This is a genomic window from Phnomibacter ginsenosidimutans (genome assembly GCF_009740285.1).
Lineage (GTDB): Bacteria > Bacteroidota > Bacteroidia > Chitinophagales > Chitinophagaceae > Phnomibacter > Phnomibacter ginsenosidimutans.
This window is the reverse complement of the sequence record NZ_CP046566.1, coordinates 422188-442513: the sequence shown is the minus strand read 5'-3', so window position 1 is coordinate 442513 and position 20326 is coordinate 422188. Positions and strand designations below refer to the sequence as shown.

Here is a 20326-nt window from a genome sequence, read left to right as displayed (position 1 = left end):
GTTGACAAGAAGAACAATTCCGAAGGAAATTAGTTGGCTGCTTTCGGATCAAACAAGCCATGGTTGATGGCAAACACGACCAAGCCAACCGTATTTTTCACTTGCATTCTTTCCAGAATTTTTTGCCGGTAGCCTTCTACGGTGCGAACACTTAAGAACAACTGATCGGCAATTTCTTTATTGGTGAGTTCTTTGCAAATGAGTTGAATGATTTCAATTTCTTTATCAGAAAATTCCACCTTTTCTTTTTTGCCCATGCTATGGGTTTTGCTGCGGGCTATCATGTGTGCCAGCTTGTGGCTGGTGGAGCGGCAATAATAATGTTCGCCCTTGTACACCGTTCGAATGGCGTCGGCTACTTCGTCTTTGTCTACATTTTTTATGAGATAGCCCAAAGCACCTGCATCCAGCATTTCTAAAATCAGGTCTTCTTCATCAAACATGCTGAGGCCAATAATGGCTACGAAAGGAAATTTTTCCCGTATCATCCGGGTGGCTTCTATGCCATCAAGAATGGGCATTTTAATGTCGGTAATCACCACATCTGGCTGATGCGCTTCCACGAGTTTTACCAGCTCTCTGCCATTTTCTGCTTCGCCCACCAATGCAATAAAAGGGCTCTTGCTGAGCATTAATCTGAACCCATCTCTGAAAATTTCATGGTCATCGGCAATGATGACTTTTATTTCCTGCTGTACACGACTCATACACTCTTATTCAAAGGAATTTCAAAAAGGTATCTGGTGCCTTTGCCTTTCTCGGTAGTGAAATCAAATTCGCCACCCATTACTTCGGCTCGGCTCTGCAAATTAAGTAAACCCAGCCCACCATTTTTAGCAATCATTTCTTTGTAGTCAAAACCTCTGCCATCGTCTACCGAAGCAAGGCGCAGCGTATGATCATCTATTACCAGTTGAATTTGTAAGTGTTTGGCCTGCGCATGCTTCGCCGTGTTGTGTACAATTTCCTGTACAATGCGGTACACATTTACTTCAATGGTTCCGTCTACCCGCTGCTCCTGCGGGCAGGTAAAGGTGATGCGCAGGTCGGAGCTGTCCGACATTTTGCCTAAAAAATCTTGAATGGCCGCAGCCAGCCCTTTGCGAATGAGCACATTGGGCAACAGGTCGTTGCTGATTTCCCGCATCCGCTTAATAATATCGTCAATATAACGACTGCTTTTGCGGATGAGTTGGGCTTCTTCTTCGTTTTGCCCGTCGAGGTGATTGATTTGGAGCTTTACGGCAGACAATAGCGGACCTACATCATCGTGCAAATCGCTGGCTATACGGCGGCGTTCTTTTTCCAGTGTATTGATTTCTGCCGAAATTTTAGCCTTGGATAAGCTGCGGTATTTTTTTTGATACCAGATAATGGAAAAAATAAAATACAGCAGAATAGCAGCAATAATTGAAGTGGCTATCAGGATGGCAGTATATAATTCTTTTTCCTGGGGATCCATAAGGCTGCTAAAAATAGGATGAGGTAATAGAATTGTAATAAGTAGCGGTTGAAGCTACTGAGGTAGGTTACAAATTCATTGCTGAAGCCCTTCAGAAAAAAGGCATCTACCAGTACCCGGTAGGTGTAATACACCGTAAGGCCGATACAAATGAGAAAACGATGGTTGGTGAGCAACACTTTTCTTTCAGACATAATTTGCTTGTTGATACTGGTAACTGCCAGTACCACCATCACCAGATTAAAACACAGCCGGTAAATATTTCTTCTTGCTGTAAAACGGTAGCCATCAATGATGAAAAAATCGGCCACCCATACCAGCGACAGCACTACAAAGATGAGTATGGCCCAACGGATATTGAGTACGCCCCATTCTTTGAATTGAAACAACAACAACGCCAGCAAAGGCAGAATGTAAATGTTGTAAATAGGGTTTGGATAAACCCCAAAAGAAATGGCGATAAACTGTGCCGTTTCTGTTATTACGACCGTCCACCAGGCCAAAATAATTGGCCTGTTGGACGGATCGATTTTTTGCCACCTGACGGCCCCTGTAATAGCGGCCAGCGAGATGGTCATTGCCATCAAAAAATTGATGATCAAAATATTCATGCAACTGAATTTGTTCGAAAGAATTAAGGCACTACGGGTGCTGGGTAAGGCGGGCACATTTGTGCATCATCGAGCAACCCATCGTCCGGATCGTCGCCAGCTGTTGTTTTTACACCCTTGGTAGGTTTGCCTTTGGCTGCAGCCGGCATCTCGGTGTAGGTAATGTTGTTGCCAGCTTCATCAAATGCTACCAGAATCATGGTCAGTTTTGCATCATCATTAATGCCGGGGTAAATGCGCAAACCAACTGCGCCAGATTCTTTCAGGATTTTCTGAACACTTTTTTTGTTGAAAGAAAAAGCATAGCCCATCTCTGGCGTGTTGGCAGGTGGCGGAGTGCCGGCAGCCACTGCTTTGGCCAAATCTTTTACAAACTTCTGGTAGCGCTTTGCCCATTTGTCGGCATTGGCTTTGGAAATGGAATGCTTACTGGCTGCCAAGGCGGTGAAAGCTTGTGCAGCCGGGATTTTTTTTGCCATACAACTTTGATTTTTAACGTTTTAGGATTTAATGCAAGGTAAAGGAGAATACAAGTGCCGAATATGCGTATTTCTACGCATAAAATACCGCAGAAACACGGTTGATTACCTGCAGCCCGGTCTACAATTTTGTCTCATCAAAACAAACACACCCTCACACAACCCTTTCAATACAGGTTCTGCCATGAACGGTTGAAAGATTCTTCGAAAAGCCACCAGGGGTAGGATCCCGTAAGGTCCCTGCCTGGCCTTTTCACCACAAAAGTTCTTCGAATAACCGCAAACAAACACGCAGGCAGCGGGCTACCCTTAAACCCCCTATTGGCTACCCGCCACTCATTTTCAACTTAGCATGCTGCCTGCAATACATAACACAAACGGACAAGCATCACACCGTTAGCCTGTCCTTTTAAGGCTGTTTTCTCATCACGCTCACAGCCGGATTTTCTAGTCCGGCTTTTTTTTATTTTTATACCTGCGTAACCGGGAATTTTCAGCATCTCATTGATAACCCTCGGTTATATTTGCCGGTAACCATCTATGCGTCGCAAAATCATTTCTGTATTGCTGTTGCTGGTGTTCAGCGCCACGGTTCTGCCAATTTCACAAATTGGCGAGTTGCTGGCCAGCAATACATTAAATGAGGAAGTACACCAGCAGGCCCCGCAATTGCTGGAAGAGAAATGCAAGGAACCTCTGTACGCTTCTCATAGTTTTTTGCATCCTGCAGACCATTTCAACTGGATATGTATAGCCCGGCTTAGTAGCAGCGCATTACTTAAAGAAATGGTACCGAAAGGTCCTGCGGAAGATATCGTGATTCCTCCCCCAAAAGCCTGAGTGTAAATTTTCTATTGTCGGTCTACTCAACCGGCAATGATGTACTCATTAGGTTTTGATCTTCCCACTTATTCTTCCATTCATGAAAAATTTATTCAGGAATGCAGGTGCTGATATACCTGCGTCCATCGTTGTGTTTTTGGTGGCGTTGCCGCTATGCCTTGGTGTAGCTGTAGCCAGCGATGCAGCCCCGGTGACCGGCATTGTAGCGGGCATTATTGGCGGCATTGTTATTGGAGCACTCAGCGGTAGCCAGCTGAGTGTAAGCGGACCCGCAGCGGGCCTTACCGCCATTGTAGCAGGTGCCATTGGTAAATTAGATTCTTACAGTGTTTTCCTGCTGAGTGTAGTACTGGCAGGTGGCCTCCAATTGTTGTTCGGCTTTTTAAAAGCCGGTATGATTGGAGAATTCATTCCCAATGCCGTTATCAAAGGCATGCTTGCTGCCATTGGCCTCATTCTTATTTTGAAACAGCTGCCCCATTTTGTGGGTTATGATGCCGACCCCGAAGGCGATGAAACCTTCATTCAACCCGATAATCAAAACACGTTTTCGGAACTGTTGAATGCCTTCAATTATATCTCGGCAGGTGCCATCATTATTGCACTCATAGCCACGGCTATCTTATTGGTGTATGAAACCAAAACAATTAAACAGCAGCGGATTTTTCAACTCATTCCCGGCCCGCTGATTGTAGTAGCAGCCGGCATTGGCGTCAATCAATTGTTTTTGCAATCTTTTCCGCAGTTTGCGTTGTCTGGCGATCATTTGGTAAAGCTGGATGTATTTGACAAACCAACAGATTTTGTAGCAGCATTGCCCTCACCCAGTTTTGCGGGCATTACCAATGCACAGGTTTGGATTACAGCCATTACACTGGCCATTGTGGCCAGCCTCGAAACCTTGCTGAGCATTGAAGCCGTAGATAAAATAGACCCACAAAAACGCATCAGCCCTACCAACAGAGAATTGAAAGCACAGGGCGTGGGTAATATTGTATCCGGCATGTTGGGCGGCCTGCCCGTTACATCGGTTATTGTGCGTAGCTCTGCCAACGTGAGTGCCGGTGCAAAGTCGAAACTATCCAGCATTATGCATGGTATTTTGCTCATGCTATCAGTGTTGTTTTTTGCCGACTATCTCAACCTGATACCCAAAGCAAGCCTTGCTGCCATTTTGATTTTTACAGGATATAAACTGGCAAAAATTAAGTTGTTTACTGAGCACTACCGCAAAGGCTGGGATCAGTTTTTACCCTTTATCATTACTGTAATTGCCATTCTGTTGTCAGACTTGCTGATAGGCATTTTAATTGGCATGGTGGTAGGCATGTACTTTGTATTGCGTAGCAACTTTAAGTCGGCTATTTTCTTTATCAAAGATGAGCACCGTTATCTTATTCGTTTCCGCAAGGAAGTAAGTTTTCTCAACAAAGCATTGATGAAAGGCATTCTGGAATCTATCCCCGATGGCACTTCTGTACTGGTAGATGCTACTAAAAGCGATTTCATTGACCGCGACATCATTGACATGGTGAATGACTTTATTATTAATGCAGAAACCAGAGGCATAAAAGTGTACATTAAATTCAGCAATTCTGCTTCAAAATCTTTCTTCCACGACAACAAAATGGTTATCGATTAACCCTTCATTTTAAATAACTCAACTATGAAATCATACGAAAAATTATTGCTGGAAAACAAGGCATGGGCCAAAGAAATGAAGGATGCTGATCCTGAATATTTCAAAAGATTGGTGGGCATTCAAACACCCGAATTTTTATGGATTGGCTGCAGCGACAGCCGTGTGCCGGCCAATGAAATCACCGGCACAGCACCCGGTGAAATTTTTGTGCAGCGCAACATTGCCAACATGGTGGTACACACCGATCTGAACCTGCTGAGTGTACTGGAATATGCAGTGGTACACTTGAAAGTAAAACATGTAATTGTATGCGGACACTACGGCTGCGGGGGTGTGAAAGCGGCACTCAGCCATCACAACCTCGGCATCATCAACAAGTGGCTGCGCAACATTAAAGATGTATACCGCTTGCACGAAGATGAACTGGCCGCCATTGAAGATGAAGACAAGCGGGTAGACAGAATGGTGGAGCTAAACGTGGAGGAACAAGTACTCAACCTTGCTAAAACTTCTATTATTCAAAAAATGTGGAAGCATGAACAACGCCCCATTTTGCATGGCTGGGTGTACAGCCTTGCCAACGGCATTTTAAAACCATTGGTCACCATGGATGCAAATACCCATCTCGATCATATTTACGAATACGACGACCTGTAATATCAGGTCATTTGTACCAGGCCCCAATACAATGGCAGGCCAATGGTAATATTCAGCGGAAACGTAACGCCCAAGGCCATCGGGATGTACAAACCCGGATCGGCTTTGGGCGCTGCCAACCGCATGGCTGCCGGTACAGCTATGTATGAGGCACTGGCCGCCAATACCGACAACATCAATCTGTTACCCTCCTGCATATGCAGCATGCCCGAGGCCCATGCAGTGATACATCCATTGAATAACGGCATCAGCAAACCAAAGACCGTTACAAACCAGCCATAGTGCCGGAAAGCCTTAAAACGCCTGGCTGCCACCATACCCATTTCCAACAGAAACACCGCCAGAAATCCTTTGAAAATATCGCTGGTAAACGGCTCAATACCCTTGGCCTGTTTTTCATCGCTGATGATGCCAATGAGCAGGCTACCCATAATCATCAATACACTTCCGTTGGTAAATGCATCGTGCAATACACCTTTCATAGAAGTGGCATTGCCAGCTTCTTTATCATAGCGGCGAATGAGCAGCACTCCAATGATAATAGCTGGCGCTTCCATGAGTGCCATGGCCGCAACCATATGCCCACCATAGGCTATTTGACGACCTTCCAAAAAAGTAGCAGCTGCTACAAAAGTAACAGCACTCACCGAGCCATACGCTGCCGCAACGGCGCCTGCATCGGGCACAGCCAGCTTTCTTTTCAAAATAAAAAATGAATACATAGGTACCAGCATGGCCAGCACAATAGCTGCTGCCAATGTAACAGCCACCTCTTTGGTAATGCCGCTGTGCGCCAGTTCCTCGCCTCCTCTGAAGCCAATAGAAAACAATAAATACAACGAAATAAACCGCGAAGAACTCGCCGGAATCTCCAAATCACTTTTTACTGTAGCAGCTACAACGCCCAGTAAAAAAAACAGCAACGTGGGGTTGGTAATGTTGCTGATTAATATATCTGTGTTCATTAAAGGCGCAAGTTAGGCTGCCCGCCAAAAATGGCAGGCCACGCATAACGCAGGGTTATAAAAAAGCCGAAAAATCTACGCAATCATTTGCGGGCAGCCTTAAAACCGGCAATGGCTTTGCGGGTAAAATCGCTGAGCACCAGCCTGCCACTAATGGCGGCTCTTTCCCGAAGCAGGATATCCCAATGCTCGGTACCCTTCCAAAACATCGCCTTCATATCGGCCATGGCCTGGGGGCTGCTGTGTGCCAAAGTGTGGGCTAAATGGCGAACCGCTTCATCCACATCTTCCATGTTGTCGTACACTTCTGCAAACAAACCTTTGTGCTTGGCCCATTCGGCATTGCGCCACTTGCCGGCATCAATGGCCAGTTGAGAAAAGGCCGAGGTACCCATTTTTCTTTCTACCGCAGGGCCCACCACAAACGGGCCAATGCCTACGGCCAGCTCACTCAGTTTTACATCGGCCGAATGATGCGCAATGGCATAATCACAAGCTGCTGCCAGACCTACACCACCGCCTACACATTTGCCCTGAATGCGACCAATGATAAGCTTATTGCATTTACGCATGGCATTGATGACATGGGCAAACCCGCTGAAAAATTGCAGCCCTTCTGCTTCGGTTTGTATGGCCATCAATTCATCGAAAGAAGCACCGGCACAAAAGGCTTTCTCGCCTTCGCTTTGTAGAATAATCACACGGCAGTCATCATCATTGCCCAAGGCATGAAATGTTTGCGCCAACTGATTGAGCAAATGCGCCGGCAGCGAGTTGCTCTGTGGATGCTGAAACTGAACGGTAGCAATATGATTGTGCACGTGATACCTCACGCCAGCTTGTGATGAAGTAGTCATAATGGCAAGCATTTAGGATTGCTCAACAGCAATCGTTATTTACAATACAAAGGTAGCAGGCAATGCTGTCTCACTCGCCTGCTTCAGGTTATTCTTCCCGCTTTCTTACCATGGTTAAAATAGTAGCCACACCTACAATCTCATTGAGCTCATCCAGTATTTCTACATACCATTTTACGATGCCTCGTGGTATGTCAGTGGCTTCCCGTTTTTCTTGCGGCAGTTTTTCTTTACAAGTAAAACGAACGTGAATACTGGCCCCGGGATACACAGGTTTGGTAAAACGCAATTCATCAATACCATAATTGAGCAACACCGGATTTTTTTGATAGCTCTCGACAAACAAACCGGCAGCTGCACTCATAATAAAATAGCCATGTGCCACCTGGCCGGTAAACACGGTATCAGTAAAATCGGTATCGGTGAGGTGCGCATAAAAATGATCGCCACTCAAATCGGCAAAGGCGGTAATGTCTTCAGCAGTAATGAGGCGAGGTTCGGTAATGAGTTGGTCGCCTACGCTGAGTTCTTCAAAGTATTTGGTGAACGGATGCTGTGCTGAGTGTTGCCCATCGGCACCGGGTTGGTATTGACCGGTGACTGCTGTAAGCATATTGGGAGAACCTTGTACTGCAAGCCTTTGCATGTAATGCTTTACGCCACGCAAGCCGCCCATTTCTTCACCACCACCGGCACGGCCGGGGCCGCCATGCACCAGCAATGGCAGTGGGCTGCCATGTCCGGTGTTTTCTTTGGCGCATTCGGCATTCAGCACCAATATGCGTCCGTGGTGTGTGCCTGCACCTATCACATATTTGCGGGCAATGGAAGGGCTGGCCGTAACAATGGTAGACACCAGTGAGCCCTTACCCATTTTACTAAGGGCAATGGCTTCGTCTAAACCATTATAAGGCATCAAGGTACTTACGGGACCAAAAGCTTCTACATCGTGTACTTCGCTGGCATCGAAAGGTTGCGTATTCAGCAGCAAGAGCGGACTCATAAATGCACCTACCGTTCCATTGGCATCTACTACATCAATATCATCCAAAGTGCCGTAGGCTATGCTGGCATGTTGCATTAGTTTTTGTACCTGTGCTTTCACTTCTTGCCGTTGCGATTGACCGGCCAGTGAGCCCATGCGTACCTTATCATTCAGCGGATTGCCAATCACCGTTTGTGCCAGTGCTTTGGCCAATGATTGTTGCACCGCTTCCAGCTTATTGGCAGGTACAAAAATGCGGCGAACACCCGTGCATCGCTGCCCGGCTTTCAGCGTCATTTCTTTGCGTACTTCTTTTACAAACAAATCCCATTCGGGCATCTCCGGTGTTACGTCTTCGCCCAATACCATGCAGTTGAGTGAATCGGCCTCCATGGTAAATGGAACGGTTTCCTGCAACATGTGTGGATTCGATTTCAACATCAATCCTGTACTGGCAGAACCGGTAAACGTAACCACATCCTGAAACGTGGTGTGGTTGAGCATGTCGCCAGCGCTGCCGCAAAGCAGTTGTAATGCACCCGCTGGCAATATGCCGCTAGCAATGATTTTTTGTACGACTGCTTCAGTCAAAAATGATGTAACGGTAGCCGGCTTTACAACTGCAGGCATACCTGCTAACAGATTCACCGCAATTTTCTCCAGCATACCCCACACCGGAAAGTTGAACGCATTGATGTGAATGGCCACGCCTTCTTTGGGCACCAGCAAATGCTGCCCGATGAAAGTGCCGTTTTTACCCAGCAAATGTGTTTCACCTTCAGCGTAAAAAGATTCATTGCCCAGCTTACGCCGCAGGCTGGCATTAGCAAACAAATTGCCGATACCACCTTCAATATCCACCCAGCTATCAGCCCGGGTGGCACCGGTTTGGTAGCTGATGTCATACAATTCATCGAGGTGCTCCCGCAGGTACAGGGCCAATGCTTTTAGCATCAATCCACGTTCGTGAAAAGTCATGTTGCGCAGGGCAGGATTGCCAATAGTTCGGCCGTACTGCAGCACATCTGCAAAAGGAATGCCTTTGGTAGAAGCCGTGGCAATGGGTTCGTTGGTTACTGCGTTGTACAGCAACTGACCATCGCCATCGCCGGGCACCCATTGGCCAAGTACATAGTTGTGAAGCGTTTTCATAGGGCAAGCAATTGAAGTGCAATAATAAAACTAACAATTGTTAGTCTGTGTTGTTGCACTCATCAAAAGGCAAGGGCTGACATGTGGCAATGCATGTACATTTGTGCGGATGTCTATGCTTAAAATGCCAAAGTCAATAGCGTGGATACTGGCTACTATGCTGGTGATGCTGTTGCTCATGATGGCTTACCGATTGTTTGTACTTGCATTGTTCGCCCCCGAGCCGGCGCCAGCCAGTGTGGGTCAATTGTTGTGGCTGGGTTTCAAGTACGATTTGCGTTATGTAAGCCTGTTTACATTGCCCGTGTTGCTGGCCAGTTTTAGCGGTTCATTGCATTTGTTTAAAAGCAGTGCCGGCAAAAAGTTTGGCATCATCGTGTTTACCATTTTCAGTTCACTCCTGCTTTTATTGTATGGCATTGATGTAGCCAACCTCATAGCGTACAACGAGCATGCCAGCGGCGAAACCTTTCACGAACTGATACGCCAGCAGGCGGCAGATAAGAAACTCATGACAGATGCGCCATGGGTCATTATTATTTTGCTGGCTGGTGTGGGTGCATGGCTGTTGTACTTACTGCACCGCTTGCTGCACCATGCCATTGGTGTGAAAAAAAGCAGCGACAATAAAACCATGCGGTTGTTTTGGCAAGGCCTCACCTTGTTGATTTGCGTAGCGGCATTGTATGGCAATATTGGCACGAAGCCTTTGCAATACAACGATGCCAAACAATGGAAAAACGAACAGGCGGCAACGGCAGCCCTCAATGTGTTTGAATGCATGGCGCACAGCATCCGGTATTAAAAAAGGTCCTGCCCGAAGACAGAACCCTTTTTCATCGCCACACACACTATCCCATTCGCCACACTGCGAATATTATTCTCCGGCCGGCTTGTTATAGCCCGCCTTCTTTTCGGCTTCTTTGGCTTTTTCAAAATCAAGAATCACCCCGTTGATGCAATACCGCAAACCTGTAGGTGGCGGTCCGTCTTCAAACACATGGCCCAGGTGAGCTTTGCACCGGCCACACTGTACTTCGGTGCGGGTCATGCCATGCGAATGGTCGGGGGTGTAAATGATGGCGCCTTTGCTGATGGGCTCGTAAAAACTGGGCCAGCCGCAACCGCTGTCAAATTTTGTATCGCTTTTAAACAGGGGATTGCCGCAGGCCAGGCAGTAGTAAGTGCCAATTTCTTTAAAGTTTTCAAACTTGCTTGTCCAGGGGCGTTCGGTACCTTTTTGGCGGGCAATGTAGTACACATCAGCCGGTAGAATCTTTTTCCATTCGGCCTCGGTGAGGTTTACCTTGCCACTATCTACGCGGTTGTACACCGGATTATTCGTGGGTTTTTCGTTTTCCATTTTTGCTGATTTACTGGTTTTTGAATCGGCCTGCGAAAAGGAGCAGCTGAAACAGCACACCGATAAAACCAAAAGTAAGCCTACGTTTTTCATACTGTAAATATTACAATGCTCATTGAATACTGTTCAATAAATGGAGGTACGCTTAACAGAAATTTTGTAGGTGACTAAGGTCTGTTAAACATTTCCTAAGCAGTGTTATATTCGCGGCTCAAGCATCGCAAACATCATGTTCAACCTCGTTCTTTTTGGCCCTCCGGGTAGCGGCAAAGGCACCCAAAGTGAAAAACTGATTGAAAAATATGGTCTGATTCATTTGAGCACCGGCGACCTGCTGCGCAAAGAAATGAAGGCCGGCACCCCACTCGGCAACGAAGCCAAAAGCCTGATTGAAAAAGGCCAGTTGGTACCCGATGAAGTAGTGGTAGGCATGATTAGCTCTGCCCTCGATGCCAACCCCGAAGCAAAGGGTTTTCTCTTCGATGGCTTTCCCCGCACCATTGCTCAGGCCGAAGCGCTGGACAAACTGCTGACGCTGAAAAAAACAGCCATTCATGCCGTGTTGTTTTTGATGGTGAATGAAGAAGAACTCATCAACCGACTGGTAGGCCGTGCCAAAACCAGTGGCCGCCTCGATGATGCCGATCCTGAAATACAGCGGAAGCGCCAGGAAGTGTACAAAAATGAAACCCTGCCTGTGGCCGGCTATTACCAAAACCAGGATAAAGTAAGCCGTGTGGAAGGCGAAGGTACCATCGACGAAATATTCGACCGCATCTGCAGTCATATCAATCCTTTGCTGGAAGCATAAGCAATCGAATTCAGCTACATAAAAAAATGCACCCCGACCGGAGTGCATTTTTTTATGCGAAAGCAACATGAATTAGTGCTTGCCTTCGTCTTTGCAAAGACCAACGATATCGTGATACACGTCGTGCAGTACAGTCAGTTGCTTGGTAATGGCCGCATCATCAGCACCTGCTTTAATTTGCTTGCTCAATGCTTTGGCTCCCTTCATCAGCTTGTTCAGGTTTTCTTTGATTTCAGGTTTGTTGAACTCAGCAGGCGGCGTACTTTTTTGCCAGGCCTTTGCCAAATCAATCATTTCGCCAATGCGGTTTTTAATGGAATCGAGCTTGCCTTCTTCAGCTGGATGAAATGTCTGGCTCATCACGGTGTGAAAGTCTTTCATTTCTTTCCATTCGGGCTTGGCTTGTGCAGCGGCAAACAATACAGGCAGTGCAAACAATGCTGCCAACAACAGTTTTTTCATGTGCGAAAATTTAAGTGATGTGTACGCTAAAAATTTGAGTTGTAAAAGTACCGCTTCTAATGGCTCCGTTGTAAAAAAGCGATGCTAATTTGAACCCAAACAGCCCTGCATTTGTCGAATAGCGAGCAACCACGAAACCTTGCCAGCTCCGCAGAATCCTTTATTTTAATTGACTAAACACAACATCATGCTCACCCCTTTTCGTCGCTATGCATTTTTAATAGCAGTGCTGTTATCGTGTCAGCCACTGCTGGCACAACAATTACAACCAGGTTTCGACAGGAAGGAATATGCCGACATGCTGTGGCTTCAGTTTTATGGACTGAAAGACAGCATGCAGCAAACGCCACCCGTGCAGTTGGAAAAAGACAGCTATCGAACACTGCGCATTTCCAAAGAAGTGGGTTTGTATAATAAGTGTGGCATTTACCTGCGCAAAGACGGCGTGGTGGTACTGCAACTTCGCGGCACTGTCAACAAAATGGAGAGCTGGCTAGAAAATTTTTACGCTGGCATGGTGCCAGCAACTGGTAGCCTGCAGCTGAGTAACGATTACACATTTGTGTACAAGCTGGCCAGCAATCCACAAGCCACAGTGCATGTGGGTTGGCTTACAGGTGTGGGTTTTCTGATGAAAGAAGTACTGCCCACACTGGATAGCCTGGTGCAAGCCGGTCACAGAGACCTGATGATAGCAGGCCATAGCCAGGGTGGTGCGTTGTCTTTTTTAACCACTTCTTTTTTGCACTACCACTATGCAGCTATGAATATAGCCGTGCGGCTAAAAACATATGCAAGTGCCGCCCCCAAACCGGGCAATCAATATTATGCGTATGATTTCGATTTCATCAGCCGTGGGCAAATGGGCTTTCGGGTGATCAACGATGCCGATTGGGTGCCAGAAACCCCGGTATCGCTTCAAACCATCAACGATTACAATGCAGTAAACCCGCTGAGCAATGCCAAGAGTACCATTAGAAAGCAAAAGTTTGTGGTACGGTTATTTCTCAACAGTGTATATGGCAAGCTCACCCGCAGCAGCAACAAAGCATCGAAGCAATTTGAAAAATACCTCGGCAAAAAACTGTACAAGCTGGCAGCGAAGCCATTGCCAGGTTTTGCCAAACCAACATTGGCTGGCACCATGAATTATGCCACTGCCGGCAGCCCTGTAATATTGGCCGCAAACGATGCTTACCGCAGCAAGTTTGTGTTTGATGGTCAAAACTATTTTGTACACCACATGCTGGCACCTTACCTGTTTTTGCTCGATGCTTACTACCCATTACCTACAGCAAAATAAATGCTGCACTTTTGCAGCCATCATTTATTCATCATGAAGCAAAGCCTCAACAAAATTTTTTATGCCGTCGGGCTGGCAGAAGCCATTTCATTTATTGTGTTGCTGGGAATAGCCATGCCACTCAAGTATATGGCGGGTATGCCTAAAGCCGTTTCCATAGTAGGCATGGCGCATGGTGTATTGTTTGTGGGCTACTTAGCTGTAGCTTATCTCTGTAAAGAAACCTTTCACTGGAGCATGCGGACATTTGTATTGGCCTGTGTTGCTTCGGTGGTTCCATTCGGACCATTTTGGTTTCACAAACACCTGCAATCGAAAGCATAACTTCAAGCACGATAGTATAGATATAGAGAGGGCACAAAGAAGAATATCTTGCTTTGTGCCCGCTTGGTTTTGAGCTGAAACAGCTGCGCTTTTACAGCTTTATTTCTTCATGATCCTGGTCGAGGAATTTAAAATCTACCAAGTGCAGTGTATTGCTTTCCTGAATTTTAATCCATTGTTTGTGCTTGAGGCTCCACTGCATCCGCTTGCTGGGGAAGCCCTTTTGCAAATAGGCTGCCATAATTGGATGCACCATCAACACCAGGTTTTTGTGACCGTGTGTGATGAGATAATCGAGGTTCTTACGAATCTCATCTTCCAGCACCAGCGTACTGCTGATTTTGCCTGAGCCACCGCAGCTGGGGCACAGCTCATCGGTTTTAATGTCTACCTCGGGCTTCATCCGCTGGCGGGTAATTTGCATCAACCCAAAACGGCTGATGGGCAAAATACTGTGGCGAGCACGGTCGGTACGCATAAATCCTTCCATGGCATCGGCCAGCTTCTTTTTGTTTTCGGGCAGCTTCATGTCAATGAAGTCGACCACAATAATGCCGCCCAAATCGCGGAGGCGTAGCTGACGGGCAATTTCTTCGGCAGCTTCCAGGTTGGTTTGCAGGCTGTTTTCTTCCTGATTGTTGCTGCTGCTTTTGTAGCCGCTGTTTACATCAATAACGTGCAGCGCTTCTGTGGCTTCTACAATGAGGTAAGCGCCGCTGGGCATGCTTACCGTTTTGCCAAAAGACCCTTTCACCTGTTTGGTAACGGCGTAGGTATCAAATACCGGTGAGCCACTTTGATAGTGCTGCACGATGTCCGCCTTTTCGGGTGCAATGCGCACCAAATACTGGCGTATATCGTTGTAAATATTCTTGTCGTTGACAACAATGCGGTTGAAATCGGGGCTCAGCAAATCTCGAAGAATAGACGTAGCCTTATCCTGCTCACTCAAAATTTTAGAAGGCACGGCTGCACCTTGCAAGTTTTGCTGAATCTGCTTCCATTTGGCCACCAATTGGTTCAGGTCGTCGTGCAGCTCTGCGGTGTTTTTACCTTCCGCAGCCGTACGTACAATCACCCCAAAGTTTTTGGGTTTGATGGATTCAATGATTTTCTGGAGCCGGCGGCGTTCGTCGCTGGTATGAATTTTTTTGGAAACGGCTACAATGTCGTTGAAGGGTGTAAGCACCACAAAACGACCGGGCAGCGAAATTTCACAACTCAAACGGGGGCCTTTGGCAGCAATAGGTTCTTTCAGAATTTGCACCAAAATATTGGGCTTGCCATTCAGCACTTCTGTGATTTTCCCTGTTTTTACAATTTCGGGTTCTACATGAAAACGGCTGAAATCGTATGGCTCTTTGGCCTTCCATTCCTGACAAATCTGGGTGATTTTCAGCAGGCTTTTGGCGTATGGGCTCAAATCGGTGTAGTGCAAAAAAGCATCTTTCTCAAAGCCAACATCCACAAAGGCAGCATTGAGGCCCGGCATCAGTTTTTTTACTTTGCCGAGGTATAAATCGCCCACACCAAAAGGGTTTTCGGTGTTTTCGCGGTGAAGTTCTACCAGCTTTTTGTCTTCTAATAATGCAATTTCAACCCCCTGTGGTGTTGCATTGATAATAAGTTCCTTGTTCACAAAATGGTATCAGTTTGTGTATGAATTAGGTACATGGCAATGCCCTGAGGCCTGCAGCATGTAAATACATTGGGGGGATAATATGCACGGGGGAAACAGGCAGGCAACAGTATAAACCAAAAAAACATTTACCTGCCCGTACACTTACAGGCAGGTAAATGCGCTAGAAAAAGAGCTACTTATTTATTCTTCTTCTTATGACGATTCTTTCTCAAACGCTTTTTGCGTTTGTGAGTCGCAATCTTATGACGCTTTCTTTTTTTACCGCAAGGCATAGTTCTATGATTTTATAAGTTCTAAATATGAAAAAGCATCTTATTTACCGGGAGCTGCCGACTTCAGTTGCGCAATCCGCTTCTGTATTTCGGTTTTCATTTCCGGAACAGATACTTTCTGTTCAATTTTTTCGTAAGTGCTGATGGCTTGCGGGTTCATGTTGGCCAACTCGTAAGCTTCGGCCAGCTTAAACCACACTTCCAGATTGTCGGGTTGCGCTTTGGTTACTTTTTCAAACCGCTGCGCTGCCTTGTCGTACTGGCCACTGATGACACCACCTACACCAAGCATATACTGCGCAAACATGTTGGTGGAATCTTTCTCAACCACAGCCCGCACTTTCATAATGCCGGCCATTGGACCTTCCGCACTTTTGGCACCATACATGATGGTTCCGCCTAATCCTACAATGGTTGAATCATTCGATTCATTCATTGCAAAAGCCTTATCAAACAACTCTTTTCCTCTATTGGCCAGCCACTCCTGCTCCAAATGATTGTGGGCATAGGGCAGATAGCCTAAAATAGAATGGGCGGCAAAAGTGAGACTTTTTTCGGTATTATCCAATTCGGAAGCTAATGAAAGATGCTGAAAATGCAGGATGGGACTGGCGACAGAGTCTTTCCAGAAGCTGGCCAAACTGCGGTGGGCTGCTGCCTGCTGGCTTTTTACATCGCCACGGCTCACGGTATTTTCCAACGTATTGATATATTGCTGCTGCGCCTGGCTTAGTTGGCTCATGGCACCGGCTCTTACCTTGGCCGATCAAGCGGGTCGTGATTGTGGCTGGTATCGGCCGCCTGAGCCTGAGGGCTGGCACCGCCTTTTTTGGCCCCACTGTGCTACCAAAATAATAAAGCCCCGCTGTGGCAGCGAGGGCTACGCCTATCAAAATCTTTTGTGTATTTTTCATATCACCTTTGCCTCAAATTGTCTGCAGCGCAGCAAAGGTATACGGACAAGCTATTCAGCGGCGTCGGTTTTGCCGCTGGTCTTCAATTTAACTTCTGCCACAAACTCTTTGCTGGGCTTAAAGGCGGGAATGAAATGCTCCGGAATTTCCACGGCTACATTGCGTTTGATGTTGCGGCCAATTTTTGCAGCCCGCTTTTTGGTAATGAAACTGCCAAACCCACGGATGTAAATATTTTCACCATTCGAAAGGCTTTCCTTCACCTCTTTAAACATGGTTTCGAGTGTCACCAAAACATCCACTTTGGGAATACCGGTTTTATCGGCAATTTGGTTGATGAGGTCTGATTTGCGCATGATTTAGAATGATTTACAACGGTTTGTCATTAAAAGTAAGACAGGAAAACGTGAATTGCAATAATTGGAATCGTTTTTTGTAAATATTTCATTATCAAAGGTAAACGCCTTATTTGAACGAAATTGTACCCTTGCTGTAATTGTACTGTATGCCCGTATCGTCTTCCTCCCCTTCCCGTCGTCAAAAAGGCCCTGTTGGCCAGCCATGGTTTACTCCAACCCTGCTGCACTGGCATGCCCACCACAACCAGCGCAGCATGCCCTGGAAGGGCGAAAAGGACCCTTATAAAATCTGGCTCTCCGAAATCATTTTGCAGCAAACCCGGGTAGAACAAGGGCTGGCCTACTATCTCCGTTTTGTGGAAGCCTATCCCACAATTGCCGATTTGGCCTCAGCCGACGATGAAGCAGTTTTTAAGTTGTGGGAAGGCCTGGGCTATTACAGCCGCTGCCGCAACCTGCTGGCTGCCGCCCGTCAGGTAATGCAGCAGTTTGAAGGGCGTTTTCCCAACAATTACAACGATATTTTGAGCCTGAAAGGTGTGGGCCCTTACACCGCGGCCGCTATTGCCAGCTTTGGTTTTGGACTGCCGCATGCCGTGGTAGATGGCAATGTGATAAGGGTGCTGGCCCGCTTTTATGGCATTGATGAACCATTTGATACCACTACCGGCAAACAGCGTTTTACCCAAGAGGCCGATGCGCATCTGGCGCAGGATGCACCTGCTACCTACAACCAAGCCATCATGGATTTTGGCGCTACCGTTTGCAAGCCGGCGGCACCATTGTGCGGCACCTGTCCCATGCAAAGCCAATGCGTCGCTTTCAAACAACAACGGGTTGAAAGCCTGCCGGTGAAGTCGAAAAAGCTCATCAAGAGGGATCGATATTTCTATTATTTCCTTTTCAGGGTGGGCAAGCAAATACTGGTGCGTCAGCGGCAAGCCAAAGACATTTGGCAAGACCTGTATGAATTTCCGCTAGTGGAAGAGCCACAACCTGTTGAACGAAGCGAGACCGAATGGCTGCAGCTGGCACAACAGCTGGCGCCACAGGTAAAACATATTGCTGCCATGCACGGACCTTACCGGCAGTTGCTCACCCACCAAACCATTTACGCCAGTTTTATTGAATGCCCACTGCCTTCAGCAAAAGCAGTACCAGCCGGGCAGTGGGTAAATGCTGAAACACTTCGACAACTGGCTTTTCCCAAGTTGCTCCGCGACTATCTGACTTCATCTTCCGCAGCTCAAACCAATTTGTTTTAGGCAGCATAGCGTTTATTGTGTTTGCAGAAATAAACTAACTTTAAGCAATAACCATTTCTGCAACAAAGCATTGGCGTATGCGTGGTGTAAACAAAGTGACATTGATAGGCAACCTGGGCAAAGAGCCGGACGTGCAATTTTTGGAAGGCAATATTGCTGTAGCCAAGTTTCCTTTGGCTACTACTGAAACATACAAAGACAAAACCGGCAAGCTCATCAGCCAAACAGAATGGCACATGGTGGTGCTGTGGAGGGGCCTGGCCGAGCTGGCACAAAAATATTTGCACAAGGGCAGTTTGGTGTACATAGAAGGCCGCCTGAAAACACGTACCTGGGACGATAAGGATGGCAACAAAAAATTTGCCACCGAAGTAGTGGGCGAAAACCTGATTATGCTCGACAAGCGGGGCGATGGCAGCTTTGCACAAGGCCAAGGTTTTGGCCCCGAAGGCATCGACAACTTTAGCGGCAGCGATATTCCACCCGCCGGCGATGGCCCCGACCTTGCAGGCTTTTAATTCCGAATGTTATTTTTGCCGCTGTAGCAAAGTGCCGGCGCCAATGCCCCTTACTTTGTAGCTAATCCATGTATGATGCTTAGCTTCATATCATTATTCATCAATCTGTTTCTTTTGGATCATTTACCGGCCTTAGCGCCATTACTTTTAATCACTACTGAGCTCACCACTGCCCTGGTGCTGGTGTTGTTTGTATTGCTCTTCGTTTCTTTTTGTGCTTCTGGTGCCGAAGTGGCGTTTTTCTCCCTCACCTACAAAGACATCAACTACCTCAAAACAAAATCGCAGCCGGGCTATAAACGCATCATTACCCTGCTCGAATCGCCCAAGACCCTGCTGGGCTCTCTCATGATGGCCAACAGCATTGCCAACATCGGCGTCATCATCATCAGTAATTTTTTAATCGACAAATACCTCAACCTGGAAAACCCATGGTGGCTGCTCGCCATTAAAGTGATGTTGATTGCTGCTGTCATTTTGTTGGTGGCCGAAATATTGCCAAAGTCATTTGCAGCGCAAAACAATATCCGCTTTGCAAAAGACCTGAGCTGGATGGTGGAGGCATTGCACCTGCTGTTTAAACTTGTGGCCGGTGTAATGGTAGACCTGAGCGATGGCATTGAAAAAAGATTGGGGCAGCGTTCTGCCGCCAACAGCATTGAAGAGCTGCAGCATGCCATCGACCTCTCCGACGATTCGTTGGAAGAAAAAAACATCATGAAAGGAGTACTGAAGTTTGGCAACATCTCTGTAAAACAGGTGATGAAAACCCGACTGGATGTGCATGGCCTTTCGTACGAATGCAACTTTGAAGAAGTAAAGAAAAAAGTAGAAGAGCTGCATTACAGCCGTTTGCCAGTGTACCATCACTCACTCGATGAAATCAAAGGCATGGTACATACCAAAGACTTGCTGGGCTACCTGCAACAGCCTGCCGATTTCGACTGGCACAGCCTTATGCGCCCCGCATTTTTTATACATGAGCAAAAGCTGATTGAAGACCTGATGCAGGAGTTTCAGCAAAAGCGAACGCACTTTGCAGTGGTGGTAGATGAATTTGGTGGCACCAGCGGCATCATTACCATGGAAGATATTCTCGAAGAAATCATTGGCGAAATCAAAGATGAGTTCGACGAAGAAGAAACCATCAACAGCAAAATAGACGATTACAATTTTGTGTTTGAAGGAAAAACCATGCTAAATGATGTGTGCCGCATTATGCGCCTCAGCCCCGATACTTTTGATGAAGTAAAAGGTGAAAGCGATTCGCTGGCCGGATTGGTGCTCGAAGTGTCGGGTGAAATACCACAGCAAAACGCCATCATCACTGTAGGCGATTTCGACTTTGCCATGCTCGAGGTCAACAAGAACCGTATTCAAAAAATTAAAGTGACCATCAGGCCGGTGGAAGAATAATGACCCGGGCTTTTACTCGTTCTA

The 20326-nt window shown here is 46.8% G+C and carries 22 protein-coding genes; 10 read left to right on the top strand and 12 right to left on the bottom strand.

Going from position 1 to position 20326, the window contains the following annotated elements; all coding sequences use genetic code 11:
- Positions 1 to 29: 29 nt before the first annotated feature.
- Genes GLV81_RS01835 through GLV81_RS01820 form a run of 4 tightly spaced genes read right to left on the bottom strand, consistent with a single transcriptional unit; the run spans position 30 to position 2552 of the window.
- On the bottom strand, positions 30 to 707 hold the full coding sequence (locus tag GLV81_RS01835) for a response regulator transcription factor (protein ID WP_157476330.1): 678 nt from the start codon (positions 705 to 707) through the stop codon (positions 30 to 32).
- Entirely contained in the window at positions 704 to 1462 is a 759-nt protein-coding gene (locus GLV81_RS01830) for a sensor histidine kinase (RefSeq protein WP_157476328.1), read from the bottom strand. The genes GLV81_RS01835 and GLV81_RS01830 overlap by 4 nt, the downstream gene beginning before the upstream one ends.
- Positions 1423 to 2073 carry a hypothetical protein gene (locus tag GLV81_RS01825; protein ID WP_157476326.1) on the bottom strand — a complete coding sequence of 217 codons (651 nt, stop codon included), beginning with the start codon at positions 2071 to 2073 and terminating at the stop codon, positions 1423 to 1425. The genes GLV81_RS01830 and GLV81_RS01825 overlap by 40 nt, the downstream gene beginning before the upstream one ends.
- Positions 2074 to 2096: 23 nt before the next feature.
- Positions 2097 to 2552, bottom strand: coding sequence for a hypothetical protein (locus GLV81_RS01820; protein ID WP_157476324.1), 456 nt, complete (start codon positions 2550 to 2552; stop codon positions 2097 to 2099).
- 540 nt (positions 2553 to 3092) lie between these two features.
- Between GLV81_RS01820 and GLV81_RS01815 the strand changes: the two genes are divergently transcribed.
- From GLV81_RS01815 to GLV81_RS01805, 3 genes are all read left to right on the top strand, one after another.
- Positions 3093 to 3392 (top strand): hypothetical protein, encoded by a 300-nt coding sequence (locus GLV81_RS01815; protein ID WP_157476322.1) that lies wholly within the window; start codon positions 3093 to 3095, stop codon positions 3390 to 3392.
- 82 nt (positions 3393 to 3474) lie between these two features.
- Complete coding sequence (locus tag GLV81_RS01810; RefSeq protein ID WP_157476320.1) at positions 3475 to 5037, top strand: SulP family inorganic anion transporter; 1563 nt, start codon at positions 3475 to 3477, stop codon at positions 5035 to 5037.
- Positions 5038 to 5061: 24 nt separating this feature from the next.
- Positions 5062 to 5694, top strand: coding sequence for a carbonic anhydrase (locus tag GLV81_RS01805; RefSeq protein WP_157476319.1), 633 nt, complete (start codon positions 5062 to 5064; stop codon positions 5692 to 5694).
- A 2-nt stretch (positions 5695 to 5696) separates the two neighbouring features.
- On the opposite strand, the gene GLV81_RS01800 is transcribed toward GLV81_RS01805, so the two are convergent.
- The 3 genes from GLV81_RS01800 to paaZ form a co-directional block, all read right to left on the bottom strand.
- Positions 5697 to 6659 carry a sodium-dependent bicarbonate transport family permease gene (locus GLV81_RS01800; RefSeq protein ID WP_157476317.1) on the bottom strand — a complete coding sequence of 321 codons (963 nt, stop codon included), beginning with the start codon at positions 6657 to 6659 and terminating at the stop codon, positions 5697 to 5699.
- 83 nt (positions 6660 to 6742) lie between these two features.
- On the bottom strand, positions 6743 to 7516 hold the full coding sequence (locus GLV81_RS01795) for an enoyl-CoA hydratase/isomerase family protein (RefSeq protein ID WP_157476315.1): 774 nt from the start codon (positions 7514 to 7516) through the stop codon (positions 6743 to 6745).
- An 88-nt stretch (positions 7517 to 7604) separates the two neighbouring features.
- The gene (gene paaZ, locus GLV81_RS01790; RefSeq protein ID WP_157476313.1) at positions 7605 to 9653 is read right to left on the bottom strand and encodes a phenylacetic acid degradation bifunctional protein PaaZ; all 2049 of its coding nucleotides are present in this window, start codon (positions 9651 to 9653) and stop codon (positions 7605 to 7607) included.
- A gap of 124 nt (positions 9654 to 9777) precedes the next feature.
- On the opposite strand from paaZ, the gene GLV81_RS01785 reads away from it, so the two are divergent.
- Entirely contained in the window at positions 9778 to 10458 is a 681-nt protein-coding gene (locus tag GLV81_RS01785) for a hypothetical protein (RefSeq protein WP_157476311.1), read from the top strand.
- Positions 10459 to 10530: 72 nt separating this feature from the next.
- On the opposite strand, the gene msrB is transcribed toward GLV81_RS01785, so the two are convergent.
- Entirely contained in the window at positions 10531 to 11016 is a 486-nt protein-coding gene (msrB, locus tag GLV81_RS01780; protein ID WP_246186182.1) for a peptide-methionine (R)-S-oxide reductase MsrB, read from the bottom strand.
- 229 nt (positions 11017 to 11245) lie between these two features.
- Here msrB and GLV81_RS01775 point away from each other — a divergent pair, with 229 nt between their 5' ends.
- Positions 11246 to 11827, top strand: coding sequence for an adenylate kinase (locus tag GLV81_RS01775; RefSeq protein ID WP_157476307.1), 582 nt, complete (start codon positions 11246 to 11248; stop codon positions 11825 to 11827).
- Positions 11828 to 11899: 72 nt separating this feature from the next.
- On the opposite strand, the gene GLV81_RS01770 is transcribed toward GLV81_RS01775, so the two are convergent.
- Positions 11900 to 12289 carry a hypothetical protein gene (locus GLV81_RS01770; protein WP_157476305.1) on the bottom strand — a complete coding sequence of 130 codons (390 nt, stop codon included), beginning with the start codon at positions 12287 to 12289 and terminating at the stop codon, positions 11900 to 11902.
- A gap of 187 nt (positions 12290 to 12476) precedes the next feature.
- On the opposite strand from GLV81_RS01770, the gene GLV81_RS01765 reads away from it, so the two are divergent.
- Both GLV81_RS01765 and GLV81_RS01760 read left to right on the top strand, forming a co-directional pair.
- Positions 12477 to 13592 carry a lipase family protein gene (locus GLV81_RS01765; RefSeq protein WP_157476303.1) on the top strand — a complete coding sequence of 372 codons (1116 nt, stop codon included), beginning with the start codon at positions 12477 to 12479 and terminating at the stop codon, positions 13590 to 13592.
- Between the two features lie 33 nt (positions 13593 to 13625).
- A complete protein-coding gene (locus tag GLV81_RS01760) occupies positions 13626 to 13916 on the top strand; it encodes a DUF3817 domain-containing protein (protein WP_157476301.1) in 291 nt (96 codons plus the stop codon).
- Between the two features lie 91 nt (positions 13917 to 14007).
- On the opposite strand, the gene GLV81_RS01755 is transcribed toward GLV81_RS01760, so the two are convergent.
- From GLV81_RS01755 to GLV81_RS01745, 3 genes are all read right to left on the bottom strand, one after another.
- Complete coding sequence (locus GLV81_RS01755) at positions 14008 to 15555, bottom strand: Rne/Rng family ribonuclease (protein ID WP_157476299.1); 1548 nt, start codon at positions 15553 to 15555, stop codon at positions 14008 to 14010.
- Positions 15556 to 15870: 315 nt separating this feature from the next.
- Positions 15871 to 16572, bottom strand: coding sequence for a tetratricopeptide repeat protein (locus GLV81_RS01750; RefSeq protein WP_157476297.1), 702 nt, complete (start codon positions 16570 to 16572; stop codon positions 15871 to 15873).
- A gap of 222 nt (positions 16573 to 16794) precedes the next feature.
- Positions 16795 to 17100 (bottom strand): HU family DNA-binding protein, encoded by a 306-nt coding sequence (locus tag GLV81_RS01745; RefSeq protein ID WP_157476295.1) that lies wholly within the window; start codon positions 17098 to 17100, stop codon positions 16795 to 16797.
- Positions 17101 to 17249: 149 nt separating this feature from the next.
- Between GLV81_RS01745 and mutY the strand changes: the two genes are divergently transcribed.
- From mutY to gldE, 3 genes are all read left to right on the top strand, one after another.
- Complete coding sequence (gene mutY / locus GLV81_RS01740; protein ID WP_157476293.1) at positions 17250 to 18368, top strand: A/G-specific adenine glycosylase; 1119 nt, start codon at positions 17250 to 17252, stop codon at positions 18366 to 18368.
- A 77-nt stretch (positions 18369 to 18445) separates the two neighbouring features.
- Positions 18446 to 18886 carry a single-stranded DNA-binding protein gene (locus GLV81_RS01735; RefSeq protein WP_157476291.1) on the top strand — a complete coding sequence of 147 codons (441 nt, stop codon included), beginning with the start codon at positions 18446 to 18448 and terminating at the stop codon, positions 18884 to 18886.
- A gap of 114 nt (positions 18887 to 19000) precedes the next feature.
- Positions 19001 to 20302, top strand: a complete 1302-nt coding sequence (gene gldE / locus GLV81_RS01730) for a gliding motility-associated protein GldE (RefSeq protein WP_246186181.1) — start codon at positions 19001 to 19003, stop codon at positions 20300 to 20302.
- Positions 20303 to 20326 lie beyond the last annotated feature (24 nt).